This is a genomic window from Paenibacillus sp. PsM32 (assembly GCF_030433815.1).
In the GTDB taxonomy this organism is placed as follows: Bacteria; Bacillota; Bacilli; order Paenibacillales; family Paenibacillaceae; genus Saccharibacillus; species Saccharibacillus kyungheensis.
Window position 1 is genome coordinate 34,551 of sequence record NZ_JARUWY010000019.1, and the last position, 16,608, is coordinate 51,158.

Below are 16,608 nucleotides of genomic sequence, written 5' to 3' on the forward strand. Positions count from 1 at the left end.
TGTAGAATATTTTAGTCAAGCAAGGGACAGCTTCTTACGATGATAACTTTATCTTAATTATAGCAAGGCTTTATCGATAGAAGAAAGCAAATTTCCAATTTTGGTAAGGGCAGAAAAAGACGCATTGTATTCACAACCTTTTTTACCATATTTTACTTGTTATTATATGATATAAATAAAGATAATCCTACTATTTTGAATCCTGAATAATTGCTTTTAAAATATAATTCTTCTATAGAAGCTACATATTTGGAGAATGCTTCAAAACACTACGAATAATAAAAGACCGACGATCTGAGGGTCGTCGGTCTTTTGTGTAAATAGTAGACTATATAAAGTATTATTAACCTTCTAATGCTGTTTTAAACTCTTCAGAAGATTGGTTCCACCATTCTTTGTTATGAGCGACCAATAATTTTTTAAGTGCAGCTTTTTCTTCGCTTCCCAAACCTTCTAACATAATGCGACGCTTGATAGCATAATCCAATTTGTTCACATGCTCTGCGAGGATTTTCCAGCCTTTTTTCTCTTCTTCATTAATCCACATTTCGCAAGCTGTAGCACCAGCATAATTGACACCTTCAGCTAATTTATCGACTGCTACCCATACTAACCATACTTGACGACCGCCATTTACTTCTTCGCGGTTAGTCGTAAATTTGATCCCTTTTTCTACTTTACTTTTGGCGTGCATTGCACCAACATCGATTTTTGCTTCGCCATGGTCTATAATGATAGGGGACACATTATTGAGGTTAATCGCTCCTGCTCCAAAACCTTTGTGTTTACTGCTTTTTGCACTACTACTTACAATATTAAGTGACATCGACTTTTTACTTGGTTGATTTTCATCCATATCGTTCAAATACTCCTTTGTGGGGTCAGTATAAATAAGGTTATTATACATAGATTTATGGTTCGATTTATTATTCATATTGTATCGAATATTGCCTTAAAAGCCAATAAAGTCGATTATTGTCATCAATTTTCATAAAAAAAGGAAAAAAACGTTCATTATTGGGATCGACGAACCGAATAAAGTATATATAGTGATCACAATTCTTCATCAAACGCCACTATATGAGCAAAAGATTAAAATTTTTTAACTTTTAAAAAGACGATAACCGTAGGGTTTCACAGAGATTTAATACTAAAATACAAAAGTAAATCTTAAAAACAGATGAATAAACGTTTGCCAAAGTAAAAAACCTCTGGTAGAATAAATCCAGTGAGATTTTAGTAACAACTTTGTAAACTTTAAAACTAAATGCTGTAACCTTTATAGCAACTGAAAATTTTGTCGTTTTGTCGTAATGATCCGTGTACGGTACACACCAAGCTTTGAGCCAAATTCCGTGGTACCGGGAAACGGGGGAACCGTTTTGGGTGAATTGATCTTGTTTCGGAGGGATCATAGGGGAATACCTTCTACCGAATCCTTAAGCTAACCTCGTAGGCAATTGGAAGGGGACAATTGATTTTGAACATGAAAAAGAAACTAACAGCCGCAGTAATGGGACTTGCTATTGCATTTACGTCACTTGGAGTAACAAGTGCGCATGCAGATTCTAAAATGGATCAAGTTATCGATGGAGCTATTGGAACACCTTATCGTATTGGTGGAACATCTTTTAGCGGTTTTGACTGCTCGGGATTTACACAATATGTATTCAGCAAAATGAACATTGATCTTCCTCGCCAATCTAGCTCTCAATATCAAGTAGGCGAGCCTGTATCAAAAAGTGATTTAATTGCTGGAGATCTGTTATTTTTCAATACTACTGGGGCTGGCGTTTCACATGTAGCAGTTTATGTAGGAAATGGTAACTTCGCACACGCTTCTACTTCCAAAGGTGTGAGAATTGACAGTTTGAGCATGGATTACTATCAAAATCGTTACGTTGGTGCTAAACGTGTTATGAGCGATTCCACATATAACACCTTCGCAACTGACAATTAATCATCGTATTTACAACTCATATAAATGAACCTATAAACCATTGAAGATTCCCGCCAGAATCTTTAGTGGTTTTTTTATGTTCCTATATAAGTAAGACGTATTAAACATCCAATAGGTTACATAAAATAATAAATTTATATCAATTGTTCTTTATAATTATGTCTACTTATTATTAACCTACTCGTAATTATGGTAAACAGGATATTGCAAATTTTTTAAGTTTTTTTTATGGTATATATAAAGTACAGTCAGAGGAGGTTATGTCATGAGCTCACTGTCACATTCTATTTTTCATACGATTCCTTTGACAGAACAACATGCTGCCCAAGTATGTACATGGATATATGATCCTCCTTATAATATCTACGGCTGGATGCCCTGGGATCAAATGAAAGAATTAGGGATTGAGTTCGGTGATCCTGAGATTCGGCAACAACAGTATGTATCGGTATTGGATCAGACAGAACAGTTAGCCGGATTTGCTCAACTTTTTCCATTAGGAGATACGATACGCTTAGGGATTGGTATGCGTCCTGATCTTTGTGGTCATGGTTATGGAGAAGATTTTGTAGCAGCTATTGTAAAAACGGCTCAAAACCGTAACGCGACAGCCGAAATCGATCTGGAAGTGTTGACCTGGAATCAGCGGGCTATTCGTACGTATCAAAAAGCAGGCTTTTATATTACAGATATGTATGAGCGTAGAACGCCTGATGGTATGAAGCCTTTTTATTGTATGGTCTATCAAGCACCTACTGATGCACGTTATCTTGATATATAAACAAACAAAAAGCACAGCGTAGATGATCTTCTAGTTCATCTGCTCTGTGCTTTTGCTATATACGTATTTTATTAATCTTTTGTTAGATCAAGGTCACAAATGTCATTTCTTCTTTGCCAATCAAAATATCAATGCGATGTGTATCTGCATCATAGATAACGACCCCACTACCTACATGGATCATAGATTGTGAACCGAGCGCAAAAAATAAGTCTTCTGCCAACGCTTCATTTACTTCATTTCGTTCACCTTCAGCAAGCACTTCCCACTCTTGAGGTTCCATATCAAAAAACAAATAACTGTCTGGAATCATGGCTACTGCTGATGTTAAATCACTCAATATCTCTTCATAATCTCTTCCATGCTTAACGCCCATACTCAACCTCCCGATCTGTCGATATTGTTACAATTCCCAACTTATTTACATTATAACGCAAATATACACTAAAAAACTCTTAACAATGCAGCATATCTTGTCGATAAAAGAGTATCAGATGTTTTTGGAAAACACATCATTACATGGAAGTGGATGATGAGAGAGATAAACTATATACTCACGGACGAGGTGTATTATGCAAATTTCAACAATTATTGGTCTAATACTTGGTTTGGGTTCACTTATATTCGGTATGCTTCTAAAAGGTGCCCCCCTTATCAATCTGGTTAATAACCCGGCTGCTTATGTCATCATTTTTGTTGGTACAGCAGCAACAATCTTTATGGCTTTTCCAATGAATGAAGTTAAACGTCTTGGCAAATTGTTCAAAGTTGTTTTTGTTCAACAAAAATTAATGGACAAAAAAGATCTAGTAGGTATGTTTATGGAGTGGGCTTCTATTACGCGTCGTGAAGGTCTACTTGCATTGGAATCCAAAGTCGAAGAAATTGATCATCCTTTCCTTCGTAACGGAATGCGTATGATTATTGATGGTAATGATCAAGAGTTTGTACAAGATGTATTGATGGAAGATATTAATGCGACAGAAGAACGTCACCGTTCAGGTGCACTTCTTTTCTCACAAGCAGGTATGTATGCTCCTACACTGGGTGTACTTGGAGCGGTAGTAGGTCTGATTGCTGCGATGGCGGATTTGACTGACTTGGAAAAGCTTTCTCATGCGATTGCAGGGGCTTTTATGGCAACATTGCTCGGTATCTTTAGTGGTTATGTATTATGGCATCCTATTGCAACGAAGCTTAAACGTTTATCCAAAGCTGAAGTAGAAGTTAAATTAATGATGGTAGAAGGCTTACTATCTATTCAATCCGGTGTATCTACTATTGCGATTAGCCAGAAATTAGCTGTGTTCTTAACACCTACTGAAAATGCAAAAATGAACAGCGAAGAAAGTAGCGGTGGGGCTGTAGGGGAGGCGGTAGCCAGTGAGTAAAAAAGGTAGACACGAGCCTCATGAAGAACACCCAGATGAAAGTTGGTTGCTTCCTTATTCTGACTTAATGACCCTTTTGCTAGCATTATTTATTACTCTATTTGCTATGAGTTCATTGGATGCATCCAAATTTCAACAAATGGCAGCAGCGATGAATGCAGCGTTCACCGGTGGTACAGGTGTTTTGGATCAAAATGCTATGGAAGAAACCAGCGGACAAACACCTAAATCCGACGATAATGAAACACCTGCTTCTGCGGCTTCACCGGCAGACAATACTCAAAAAAGCAGAGAAAGTTTACGTGAAAAACTCAAACAGCAAGAACAAGAAAATTTAGAAAAACTAAAAAAACAATTAGATAGTTATATCAAAAACAATGGATTGAGCCAGCAGTTAGCTACCAAGCTCAATCAATCTCAATTAAGTATCACAATCAGTGATAATACGTTATTTGCTTCTGGACGAGCTACCGTAAAACCAGAATCTCGTATACTAGCCAAATCGATCTCTAATATTTTGCAACAATTCCCGAATTACGATATTATCGTGTCTGGTCATACAGACAATATTCCAATCTCGAACTCGCAATATGAATCGAACTGGAATCTAAGTTCAGACCGTGCACTCAACTTTATGAAAATTCTACTGTTAAACAACAAATTAGATCCTCGTAAATTCAGTGCAATCGGATATGGACAATATCGACCTGTGGCTAGTAACTCTACTAATCTAGGACGTGCAGAAAATCGCCGGGTAGAAGTATCGATTATTCGTAAGTATGTAGACGAAGATGTGAATCCTACACTTCAATCTATGGCGAACAACGGTAAATAACAATCAAACTAACAAAAGAAACTTTAGAGATCTCTCTAAAGTTTCTTTTTTATTTCAAAATAATAACGATAGATTGAAAATAGACAATAGTTTGCCTAAAATAGAATACGGGCTAATTTTTATCATTTAAATATAGTTATCCACAACTTTTTCCGCTAAAACGGTATCATTTTCGTTTTTCAAGAGTTATCCACAGTTCTATCCACAACGTGTTAACAACGAATATCTGTTCGATGTACAAGTAAAGAAAGTATCCACAGTGAAAGGTTGGGTTTATTATTTCTCAAGAAGTACATGAGTATTGGATGCGAGAAGCGATAGCCGAAGCTCGCAAAGCTGAACAGCTCGGTGAAGTACCGATCGGAGCGATTGTAGTCAAAGATAATGTGATCGTTGGCCGGGGTTATAATTTACGTGAAACTTCATTCGATGCTACTGCTCATGCCGAAATTATAGCGATTAGACAGGCAAGTGAAACATTGGGCGCCTGGAGATTATTAGATTGTACCCTTTATGTTACTTTAGAACCTTGCCCGATGTGTGCAGGGGCGATTGTACAGAGTCGTGTACCAACTGTAGTCTACGGAACTGTAGATCCCAAAGCAGGCTGTGCTGGTACATTGATGAATCTGCTACAAGAACCTAGATTTAACCATCGTACAGAGATCATTACAGATATATTGCAACCTGAATGTGCGTTACTATTAACTGACTTTTTCAAACAGCTACGCTTGCGACTCAAAAAGCGCAAACCGTTACAATCATAATTCTGTATAAGGAGGGGTTGTATGTCGCTAGAATTGTCTGATCGTACATTAGGTCTTTATATTCGTTTACTTGAGCCAGAGGATGCTTCTGCCCTTCTCCAGTTACGAGTCAATAGTCGTGAAGCCAATCAAGCCTTTGAACCGAGATATCCCAATGAGTTTTTTACACTTCCTAGTCAATTGGACTTGATCTATCGCAGACAACAGGAAGCATGGGAAGATAAAGCGTATCTGTTTGGCTTATTTTCTTCAGAAGATCATGAGTTACGAGGTACGTTATCTTTGACACATCTAGTACGCGGTGTAGGTCAATTTGCAGACATCGGTTATTCTATGGATTCTAGTTTTCAAGGTAAAGGGTATATGACTGGCGGTGTAAAATTGCTTTTAGCGTACGCTTTTCGCTCTCTAGGGCTTCACCGGGTACAAGCAGGTATTTTGCCTCATAATATTGCTTCAAGGCGTGTACTGGAGAAATGCGGCTTTCAAGCAGAAGGAATTGCACGCAAGTTGGTCAAAATCAACGATCAGTGGGAAGACCACCAGATGTTTTCGATTTTAGAAGAAGAATTTACGCGTCTCTCAACAGATTCTACAGCAGATACTTCTACATTATAACTAAACTGACTGGTATCTAGATTGATTTCACACATAAAAAAAGCTCACTGCGTATAAGCAGTGAGCTTTTTGCTACCAAATGATTAGTTACCACCGTACATGGAACCAACTTGTTTTTGGAATTCATCCATTGTTACAACATCAGCATCTGCTGGGATACCAATAGCAAATGTTTGTTTTTCGTTGATTTTGGAATACTGACTGCTACCATCTACAGACAATTTCACATTCTGCTTAGTATCAGGATCAGAGAATACAGCATCCATTACCATTTGTTGATATACAGGGAAATCATCTTTGTTGATTGCTGTATTGATATGGAATTGGTTTAGAGTCAAATATTTATCCAATTCGTTGACAGATTTGCTGAAGCTGTTTTGAGAATCTTCAGATTGAAGTTCTTTTTTCATTTCATCAATATCTGTTTGTTTGATATTCAAAGCATTACGGTATTCTTCTTTAGACAATACATCCAATACAGCTGGCAAGGCTTGTTTTACGAAGATTGTTACTGCTTCTTTAGCATTGTCATTTGTTACTGCGAATTGAACTACTTGTTTTGCATCTACACCTTCAGGAAGCGCAGCATCTTTTGTATCTACATCTTTGAAGTATTTAGCTTGGTCATATTTGTCTAACACTGCATTAGACAAGTCTTGAGTTAATTGTTGTGTTGTAGCAGGGCTTAAAGGTTTGTATTCTTGACCTTGTTGAGCAGCCAATTCTTTTAGATCCAATTTCAAGAATTTACCTACTAATGTATCAGGCAAAGCCAACATTGGAATCTGTGGAATTTTGATATACAGAACTTCTTGAGTCATAACCATAGGCACTGTAAATGTCATTGCCATATCGCCGCTCAATTTCAACTCCATCGTCAATTCTGTTTGCATAGGGTCACCTTGATATACCCCTGTTACGTTAAATTCTGCATTTTTAAGTAAACTTGCGATTTGTGCACTTTGAGCATCTGTTGTAGCTTTGCCATCAGCAGTAGTAAAAGATAATTCATTTACTTTCAACTTAGTTGCAATTGCATAAGATGTCATTTTAGCTGCGTTGGTTGTTGCCGCCTTTACCGCTTCTTTCGGTTCAGCTTTCTTTGTACAACCTACAAGTGCAACTGTAAGTATCATGAGCATAACTAACAGCCCAAGTGTCATTCTTTTTTTCATTTTGTTACCCCTCTCTTTTTTTACAGCGATGAAGTTTTACTTCATTTTCAAAATACGACAGGTATAAAGCCAGCATACATAATAACCCATTTTAGCTAATTTTGAAATACAAAAACTCAAAATTGGTTATTAATACTTACTTTTTACGAATATACTGACGATGAAGCTTTTACCAACATAACATACATTCTGGAAAATGAAGTTACACTTTGTTAATGGATATCTTTTTTCTTGAATCTTCCACCTTTAACATCATGGATATTACCAACAGCCATAAATGCGGTTTCATCAAAATGATTCACAATTTCTTTTAACTTGGCTTCTTCTAAGCGGGTGATTACACAGAAAATGACTTTCTTCTCTTCTCCGGAAAATCCACCTTCACCGGACAGATAGGTGACTGTTCGTCCCAGACGATGAATAATAGCATCTCCGATATCCTGAATACGATCACTTATAATCCATACGGACTTGGATTGATCCAGACCATCAATTGTAATATCGATCACTTTGGTGGCAATATAATACGCAATAATAGAATACATTGCTCGATCCCAGCCAAATACAAAACCTGCTCCGCATAGAATAAACACGTTGATAATCATAACAATCTCGCCTACTGAAAAAATAGACCGTCGCGACAATAAGATTGCTACAATCTCTGTACCGTCTAATGATCCGCCAGAACGTAGTACAAGTCCTGTGCCTAATCCGAGAAACATACCTCCAAATACAAAAGCAAGTACGGTTTCTTTTACAAATGCTTCTACAGGGTGCAATAAAAATGTGCCTATCGACATCACAGTTATACCTAACAAAGTAGACAAAGCGAATGTTTTACCTATTTGCTTATAACCAATAATCAAAAACGGAATATTAATTACAAATAGAAACAGACCTAATTGCCACTTTGTGATATAGGACAAAATAATAGATATGCCTGTAATTCCGCCATCTGTAATATTGTTAGGAACCAGAAACAGCTCTAACGCGACAGCTACAATCATAGCACCGAGCACGATAAGCAATGTACGCATCACTGTACTTTTCAAAGACCGTCTACCGTGCTTGATCGGCACGAATGTGGATAAATCGGGAGGTTGATTCATATCTACCATGGTATGTCCTCCTATTCTTATGTACGTAGAGATATAGAGTTTGGTAACATCTTTTTCTTGCAGTAGATGATAATGGGTGAAATGACCACATACCATATGATCAGGAGTCCATAATCTATATATCAGAGTAGTCACTATTTATTATGACATAAAATAGTTGGTTGTCCTACAAAAATCAAATGCAGATAGTATAAAAATACTTATAGCTTATCAATGAACAACAAAAAAGCCGCTCCTGTAAAGGAACGACTTGGATTTAAATATATGGCGGAGAGGGTGGGATTCGAACCCACGTGGAGTTGCCCCCTAACGGTTTTCAAGACCGCCCCGTTATGACCGCTTCGGTACCTCTCCAGAAAAGCTTTATCAATCTTGCACAACATAAATATCATATCATGGATTCTAAGATTTGACAAGCTTTTTATAAAAAAAGATTTAAAAAATTATTTTTTGCTTGTAATTGCTTCTGCTCCGCGCATATATGGACGCAATACTTCAGGAATAATGACACTGCCATCTTCCTGTTGATAGTTCTCTAGAATCGCTGCAACCGTACGGCCTACAGCCAATCCTGATCCATTCAACGTATGCAAAAATTCAGGTTTGCTCTTCGTATCTTGACGGAAACGGATATTGGCACGACGTGCTTGGAAATCCTCTACATTCGAGCAAGAAGAGATTTCGCGGTACATATTACTCTCAGGCAACCATACTTCCAAATCATACGTCTTAGCAGCTGTGAAGCCCATATCCCCTGTACATAGAGCAAGTACACGATAAGGTAGACCCAATAACTGCAATACACGCTCTGCATTGGCTGTCATTTTTTCTAATTCATCATAAGATGTCTCTGGTTGTACGATTTTGATCATTTCAACTTTGTTAAATTGATGTTGACGAATCAAGCCACGAGTATCACGACCCGAAGCACCTGCTTCAGAACGGAAACAAGAGCTATATGCTACGTAATGTTTTGGTAATTGATCGGCTGGCAAAATCTCTTCACGATGATAATTGGTCACCGGTACTTCTGCTGTAGGAATAAGATAATATTCCGTATCATTTAGCTTAAACAAATCTTCTTCAAACTTAGGAAGTTGTCCTGTACCTACAAGGCTATCTTTGTTTACGATATATGGAGGTAGAATTTCTTCATATCCATGCTCACTGCTATGCAGATCCATCATAAAGTTAATCAGTGCGCGTTCTAAACGTGCTCCAAACCCTTTATAAAAAGCAAAGCGTGAACCTGTTACTTTAGCAGCCGCTTCAAAATCAATAATATCTAGATCTTGAGCAACATCCCAGTGTGCTTTTGGAGTAAATGCGAACTCACGTGGTTCTCCATGACGACGAATCTCTACATTATCGTCTTCAGAAGCACCAATAGGTACACTGCTATGCGGAATATTAGGAATCGATAACATCATCATATCGATTTGTGCTTCCAATTGACGAATCTCTTCATCTAATCCTTTAATACGATCAGATACTTCACGCATTTCAAGAATTAATTCTTCGGCATCTTCTTTGTTCTTTTTACGTTTAGCTACATCACCTGATACCACATTACGGCGATTTTTAAGTAATTCTGTTTCTTGTAATAATTCACGACGCTTGGAATCAAGTGCAGGAAATTCTGCGATTAAATCTAACGATTTGCCACGGCTTTGTAATGCTTGTTCTACACGTGCATAGTCATTACGTAATATCTTTACGTCTAACATCAATAAACCCCTCCTAATGAAAATAACCTTAACTCCTGGTTCTCTTTTCCGCCGTCAAGCTTCATTCTTTTACAAAAAGAGTGAACGCTTTATACCGGGCAAGTGAGAACTTGCCGCCATCTGTATCAGGAGAAATTCCTAATCACAGAAGCTGCCAAGAGTTAAGGTGTAATGTATTTAAACGATCTAGCTAATTACAACATGCGATTACTTATGAGAGACGTACTCTTGCACCATGTCTGCGAAATACTGATGCAAGCGATAATCATCTGTTAACTCTGGATGAAAAGAACAAGCTAACAAATGCCCTTGTCTTGCTGTTACAATCTCATCATGATACGTAGACAATACTTGTACGCCTTCTCCAACTTCTTGAATAAGAGGAGCGCGTATAAATACTGCACGAATCGGTTCGTCAATTCCAACCACATCCAGATCGGTTTCAAAGCTTTCACGTTGTCTGCCAAAAGCATTACGTGAAACGGTCATATCCATTAAAGAAAGATGAGGTTGATCTTGCCCGGCAATTCGTTCTGATAATACAATCAGTCCTGCACACGTTCCAAACAGTGGCTTTCCTTGCTCCGAAAATTGCTGAATCGCTTCGATAAATCCATACTTACGCATCAATTTACCGATCGTAGTACTTTCCCCACCAGGGATTACTAATCCATCAATCTCTTCTAATTGCTCGATACGCTTAATACGGATCGCTTCTGCACCCGCCAGTTGAAGGCTTTTCAAATGCTCTGCAACAGCACCTTGTAATGCTAATACACCAATCTTCATGGTCTACCTTCTTTCTTACCAGCCACGATCCTGCATACGTTCTGAAGGAGCCAATTTGGAGATTTCGATACCCTTCATAGGAGCACCCAAGTTTTTGGATACTTCTGCAATCAATTTATAATCATCAAAATGTGTAGTTGCTTCAACGATAGCACGTGCGAATTTCTCAGGGCTATCTGATTTGAAAATACCAGAACCAACAAATACTCCGTCTGCTCCCAAATACATCATCAATGCTGCATCTGCTGGAGTTGCAATTCCACCTGCTGCAAAGTTAACTACTGGAAGACTACCTGCTTCGTGTACACCTACCAATAGATCGTAAGAAACACCAAGATTTTTCGCTTCAGCATATAACTCATCTTTAGACATATTCGTTACTTTACGAATTTGGCTATTGATAAAGCGCATATGACGAACAGCTTCTACAATATTACCTGTTCCTGGCTCACCTTTGGTACGGATCATTGATGCACCTTCACCAATACGACGAAGAGCTTCACCCAAATCTTTAGCACCGCACACAAATGGAACTGTAAATTCATGTTTATCAATATGGAACACTTCATCCGCTGGAGTCAAAACTTCACTCTCATCCAGATAATCTACGCCTAGGGATTCTAATACTTTAGCTTCTACATAATGACCGATACGAGACTTAGCCATTACCGGAATTGATACAACTTTCATAACTTCTTCTACGATCGTTGGATCAGCCATACGAGCTACGCCACCAGCGGCGCGAATATCAGAAGGCACACGTTCAAGAGCCATAACTGCTGTAGCACCAGCAGCTTCTGCAATCTTAGCTTGCTCTGCATTCATAACGTCCATAATGACGCCGCCTTTTTGCATTTCTGCCATACCTCTTTTAACTCTGGATGTACCGGTTTCCATGTTCATGCCCCCTGAATTCGATATATAACATAAGATTATTCTTCGATTACAAAGACTATTTATACTCCATAAGGAATCATAAATAACTGGATGCTTACGTCTCAAATTCATCGTTAAATTTGAGACAGAATCTAACTCATCATTTTACAGTAGAGCTATTGAATATACAATACATTTGATAGGATCATCTATATTGCAATCAGCCAACTTTTAGGTATTAAAACATATTTTTAGCGGAATCGAATAAATCAACGAACAAATCACCAATAGCCCGGAAAAATAATCGTATCCAACTACCTTTTTCTACAGGTTCTGCGGCAATCAAGTTTACCGTTTCAACTTGATCTTCTGGCATATTGGAATCTTTATACGTGTACGTAATCGTTCCTAATGCTTTACCTGCTGCTATCGGTGCTGTACGTGTTGCTTCATTTGCCGCTGCTACAGTATACGTAACATTTTTAGGTGCTGTCCCTTTAGGAACAACCACATTGACAGCTGCATCTGTGACAACAGGAACTTCTTTCGCTGTACCTTTTACAACTGGCAGAGAAGCAAGACCCGATACAGCCGCTTTTGCACCAACTACTTGTTTGACTTCAAAATTATCAAATCCATAATCAAGAATCTTTTTCGTTTGAATAAAGCGTTCAGGTTCAGAAGTTGTACCCATTACGACGCTAATTAGACGCATACCATTACGCTCAGCTGTACCTGTAAAACATTGACCGGCTGCATTCGTATGCCCTGTTTTTAGACCGTCTAATCCTTTATAAGCATAAGCTTTAAAGTTAGTGATCGAAGCATTCGATTCTAACATCCAGTTCCAGTTGACAACCGGATCTTTATCGGTTGGACGGAATTTGAACGATTGAATTTTAGTAACATCGTTAAAATCAGGATGATCATCTACAATATGTTGAGCTAACAACGCAGTATCCATTGCGGACATGATCGTTTCTTGATTTGAATCCGGTCTTGTTGCAGCAGGCATATCTGCAATATCTAAGCCTGTAGAGTTAGCAAAATGAGCAGTTTTCATGCCAAATTCTTTTGCTTTTTCATTCATGATTTTTACAAAGTCTTGTTCTGTTCCACCAATAAATTCTGCTAGCGCTACCGAAGCATCATTTGCTGATCCTATAGCCATCGCTTTATAAAGATCAAGTACTGTATGCTTGTCGCCTTTAGCCAAAAATACTCGTGATCCGATTTGAGCAGCAGCATTTTCAGATACAGTTACTACATCGTCCCATTTAATTTTACCTTGTTTGACATAATCAGATACTAGATATTCTGTCATCATTTTGGACATACTAGCAGGTGGTAATGCTTCATCTGCATTAATAGACAATAAAATCTTACCTGTAGAAGCTTCCATTAAGACAGCCGATTTTACATCCAAACCAAGTGATTCAGCAGTAGGTAATTTGCCTGTAGCATTTGAAGTAGCTGGTGTAGATTTACTGTCTGTAGTGGTGCTCTTCGAATCTGTAGCAGATGCCGCAGCCATAGTAACTGTAGGAATAACCGCCATACAGAACATATTTGCCACCATAATAACTGTAATTCCTTTTGTAACCATTTGACGTTTCGACTTATTCCAAATTCCGTTTTCTAACCATTTGTTGCGTTTCAATGTGCTGATGCTCCCCTCAAATGTTTAAGCATGTGAATATTGTTCAAAGACTACCTACTACTTGATTGCAATTCAATTCAAAATAAACTTGGTATGTGTGAATATACCAAGACCTTATTAGGAGTCTATTCCAAATAAGTAGCTTACAGTTATATGAACGGTACAATTTAACCTAAATTAAATTCAAAAATAGTCATACAATCCAATAAATTCGTATAAATCTCTACAATTTCTTGTTCTTGGTCATTATGTATCACCATATAGAGGTATATACCGAAAATTACCGAATATCACAACGACTTTCTCATTTTAACATACGGTTAAACGCAAAAAAAGACAAGCTTGTCTTAAAATCACAAGCTTGTCTAAACGTCAATTAAAATGTAAAAGAAGAAGCTATAAAATCTTCATTCTTTTGCTTATATTGGCTTATTTATATCTATAATGTAGCTTTAGACAAAGCTACATTATAGAATAAACGCAATTACATCGAATAGTTAGGAGCTTCTTTTGTAATTTGAATATCATGTGGATGACTTTCGCGTAATCCAGCACCTGTAATACGAATAAATTGAGTATCATTACGTAATTCAGTTAGATCCCCTGTACCACAGTAACCCATACCAGAACGAAGACCACCAATCAACTGATGAATCGTCTCAGATAAAGGTCCTTTATAAGCGACACGTCCTTCAATACCTTCAGGAACAAGCTTTTTATCATCATCTTGGAAATAACGATCTTTACTTCCTTGTTTCATTGCCGCCATAGAACCCATACCACGATACACTTTAAAGCGACGACCTTGATAAATTTCAGATTCGCCCGGGCTTTCTTCTGTTCCAGCAAATAGACTTCCTAACATAACAGCATCCGCACCAGCGGCCAGAGCTTTAGTGATTTCACCAGAATACTTGATACCGCCGTCTGCAATGATCGGAATACCATATTCACGAGCTACTGTTGCGCAATCATAGATCGCTGTAATTTGCGGTACACCAATACCTGCAATAACACGTGTTGTACAGATCGAACCTGGGCCAATACCGACTTTAACGACAGAAGCTCCTGCTTGGATCAGATCACGAGTTGCTTCACCAGTAGCCACATTACCCGCTACAATAGTAAGTTCAGGGAACATCGAGCGTAGTTTGCGTACAGCATCCAAAATATTAATATGATGACCATGAGCTGAATCTACTACTAACAAATCCACACCTGCATTTACTAATGCTTCGGCACGTACAAACGAATCTTGAGATACGCCAATAGCCGCACCTACTAACAAACGTCCTTGAGCATCTTTAGCTGCATTAGGGAATTGAATAGCTTTTTCAATATCTTTAATCGTAATAAGACCTTTAAGAATATTATTCTCATCCACCAAAGGTAATTTCTCGATTTTGTGTTGTTGCAATAATACTTCTGCTTCTTGTAAAGTAGTTCCTACAGGAGCAGTGACCAATTTCTCACTAGTCATCACTTCTGTAATATCAATATTGTAATCATGAATAAAACGAAGATCGCGGTTAGTAATAATACCTACTAATGCATTATTCTCATCTACGATAGGTACACCAGAAATACGATATTTCGCCATTACTGCTTCAGCATCAGATACTTTTTTGTCCGGTGTCAAAGAAAATGGATTCGTGATAACACCACTTTCAGAACGTTTTACACGGTCTACCTCTTCTGCTTGTTGTTCTACAGACATATTTTTGTGAATGATACCAATACCGCCTTCACGAGCCATAGCGATAGCTAGAGCTGCTTCGGTTACTGTATCCATTCCTGCACTGATCAAAGGAATATTTAATTTCACGTGCTTGCTAAGAACTGTAGCAACACTTACCTCTTTTGGTAAAACTTCAGACTTACGGGGTACCAACAATACATCATCAAATGTTAGTCCCTCTTTAGCAAATTTTGTTTCCCACACAAGGATGTTCCTCCCTTATTCTTTTTTATTCTATAATAAAAAAACCTTACACAAATAAGGCGTTAAAATAGCTGAAAATGAGTTTCTGCATTAGTTTCTGAAAATATATTATTGCAATCTTAGCAAAGCGTATTACAGACTGTCAAGAATGTTAAAGTATTATCTACAATTGATTTCTCCTCGCAAACGAATGTCCACCTAGTAGAGACATTCACCTACGTTTTTCCTTATTTATCAAGGAAAAGAAATATAAGTATGATGCAAAAAAGGTTTTTTTATACTTTTATTTTTTCTAGCTGTATATAGATTATAAAATGATAATATTTTTATATTTAGCTTAATGAGTATGCATATAGATGATAAGAGATAGCGCAAATAATTATAATCTTCCTCCTTAAATAGCAGAAAGCTGATAGAAATAAACATAATTAGAAAAGCAAAGTAAAAATACCTAAGGAAAGCTATCCAACAAGCCTAAAGTAGAAAAACAGAGAACTCTACTAATATATATGTAATGTACTATCAGGAAATCATAAATGGCACTAGGGGAAGAGAAAGACAGCATTTAGGCAGAGCCAATCAGTAGAGAGAACGGAGCATCAACAGTACATAGAAATAATGGAACGTGAGCGCGGGTATCGGAAACGTTTTTTTAGAGAGACGAAGGAACGCCCACTAAAAAACTACTTGAAGAAAGTTAGAAAGACTCGCCAGACGACTCATCAAACGAAGCGATCCAGCCACCAGATTTTGTATATTCCTCGCCTACATCAACAGCAGTAAATCATCTATCCCTACACCTGTCCCTCTACCCCGTTCACCAGACTTATTCCAACACTATGGTTTAGATGCCTTTACACACAATTTTATACACAAAAAAAGAGCGAATCCTACAATCAGGAATCGCTCTTTTGGGTCTTGCGCGTTGCTTGGCAACGTCCTACTCTCCCAGGACCCTGCGGTCCAAGT

The 16,608-nt window shown here is 37.8% G+C and carries 15 protein-coding genes, 1 tRNA gene and 1 riboswitch; of the genes, 6 read left to right on the forward strand and 10 right to left on the reverse strand.

Going from position 1 to position 16,608, the window contains the following annotated elements:
- Positions 1-343: 343 nt before the first annotated feature.
- Positions 344-856, reverse strand: coding sequence for a YwhD family protein (locus QCD85_RS22265; protein ID WP_301263905.1), 513 nt, complete (start codon positions 854-856; stop codon positions 344-346).
- A gap of 478 nt (positions 857-1,334) precedes the next feature.
- Positions 1,335-1,474, forward strand: a riboswitch (cyclic di-AMP (ydaO/yuaA leader).
- Positions 1,475-1,486: 12 nt separating this feature from the next.
- On the opposite strand from QCD85_RS22265, the gene QCD85_RS22270 reads away from it, so the two are divergent.
- On the forward strand, positions 1,487-1,960 hold the full coding sequence (locus QCD85_RS22270) for a C40 family peptidase (protein ID WP_204827361.1): 474 nt from the start codon (positions 1,487-1,489) through the stop codon (positions 1,958-1,960).
- Between the two features lie 265 nt (positions 1,961-2,225).
- Positions 2,226-2,741, forward strand: a complete 516-nt coding sequence (locus tag QCD85_RS22275; RefSeq protein WP_301263906.1) for a GNAT family N-acetyltransferase — start codon at positions 2,226-2,228, stop codon at positions 2,739-2,741.
- Positions 2,742-2,823: 82 nt separating this feature from the next.
- Here the strand turns inward: QCD85_RS22275 and QCD85_RS22280 are convergent, their stop codons facing one another.
- Positions 2,824-3,117: a hypothetical protein gene (locus QCD85_RS22280; protein WP_273614350.1), complete on the reverse strand. Its 294-nt coding sequence runs from the start codon at positions 3,115-3,117 to the stop codon at positions 2,824-2,826.
- Between the two features lie 196 nt (positions 3,118-3,313).
- Between QCD85_RS22280 and motA the strand changes: the two genes are divergently transcribed.
- From motA to QCD85_RS22300, 4 genes are all read left to right on the forward strand, one after another.
- A complete protein-coding gene (gene motA / locus QCD85_RS22285; RefSeq protein WP_273614349.1) occupies positions 3,314-4,132 on the forward strand; it encodes a flagellar motor stator protein MotA in 819 nt (272 codons plus the stop codon).
- Positions 4,125-4,967: a flagellar motor protein MotB gene (motB, locus tag QCD85_RS22290; RefSeq protein ID WP_273614348.1), complete on the forward strand. Its 843-nt coding sequence runs from the start codon at positions 4,125-4,127 to the stop codon at positions 4,965-4,967. The genes motA and motB overlap by 8 nt, the downstream gene beginning before the upstream one ends.
- Before the next feature lie 278 nt (positions 4,968-5,245).
- Complete coding sequence (gene tadA / locus QCD85_RS22295; protein ID WP_273616211.1) at positions 5,246-5,734, forward strand: tRNA adenosine(34) deaminase TadA; 489 nt, start codon at positions 5,246-5,248, stop codon at positions 5,732-5,734.
- Between the two features lie 21 nt (positions 5,735-5,755).
- The gene (locus QCD85_RS22300) at positions 5,756-6,352 is read left to right on the forward strand and encodes a GNAT family N-acetyltransferase (protein ID WP_301263907.1); all 597 of its coding nucleotides are present in this window, start codon (positions 5,756-5,758) and stop codon (positions 6,350-6,352) included.
- 83 nt (positions 6,353-6,435) lie between these two features.
- On the opposite strand, the gene QCD85_RS22305 is transcribed toward QCD85_RS22300, so the two are convergent.
- The 8 genes from QCD85_RS22305 to guaB all read right to left on the reverse strand — a co-directional run bounded on the left by QCD85_RS22305 (position 6,436) and on the right by guaB (position 15,639).
- A complete protein-coding gene (locus QCD85_RS22305) occupies positions 6,436-7,527 on the reverse strand; it encodes a hypothetical protein (protein ID WP_273614346.1) in 1,092 nt (363 codons plus the stop codon).
- Between the two features lie 212 nt (positions 7,528-7,739).
- Positions 7,740-8,564: a YitT family protein gene (locus QCD85_RS22310; RefSeq protein ID WP_273616210.1), complete on the reverse strand. Its 825-nt coding sequence runs from the start codon at positions 8,562-8,564 to the stop codon at positions 7,740-7,742.
- A 346-nt stretch (positions 8,565-8,910) separates the two neighbouring features.
- Positions 8,911-8,999 (reverse strand) — tRNA-Ser (locus QCD85_RS22315).
- An 89-nt stretch (positions 9,000-9,088) separates the two neighbouring features.
- Positions 9,089-10,372: a serine--tRNA ligase gene (gene serS, locus QCD85_RS22320; RefSeq protein WP_301263908.1), complete on the reverse strand. Its 1,284-nt coding sequence runs from the start codon at positions 10,370-10,372 to the stop codon at positions 9,089-9,091.
- A 207-nt stretch (positions 10,373-10,579) separates the two neighbouring features.
- The gene (gene pdxT / locus QCD85_RS22325; protein ID WP_301263909.1) at positions 10,580-11,161 is read right to left on the reverse strand and encodes a pyridoxal 5'-phosphate synthase glutaminase subunit PdxT; all 582 of its coding nucleotides are present in this window, start codon (positions 11,159-11,161) and stop codon (positions 10,580-10,582) included.
- A 15-nt stretch (positions 11,162-11,176) separates the two neighbouring features.
- On the reverse strand, positions 11,177-12,058 hold the full coding sequence (gene pdxS, locus QCD85_RS22330; RefSeq protein ID WP_273614343.1) for a pyridoxal 5'-phosphate synthase lyase subunit PdxS: 882 nt from the start codon (positions 12,056-12,058) through the stop codon (positions 11,177-11,179).
- A gap of 217 nt (positions 12,059-12,275) precedes the next feature.
- Positions 12,276-13,697 (reverse strand): D-alanyl-D-alanine carboxypeptidase family protein, encoded by a 1,422-nt coding sequence (locus QCD85_RS22335; RefSeq protein WP_373462013.1) that lies wholly within the window; start codon positions 13,695-13,697, stop codon positions 12,276-12,278.
- A 484-nt stretch (positions 13,698-14,181) separates the two neighbouring features.
- Entirely contained in the window at positions 14,182-15,639 is a 1,458-nt protein-coding gene (gene guaB / locus QCD85_RS22340) for an IMP dehydrogenase (protein ID WP_273614342.1), read from the reverse strand.
- Positions 15,640-16,608: the final 969 nt, after the last annotated feature.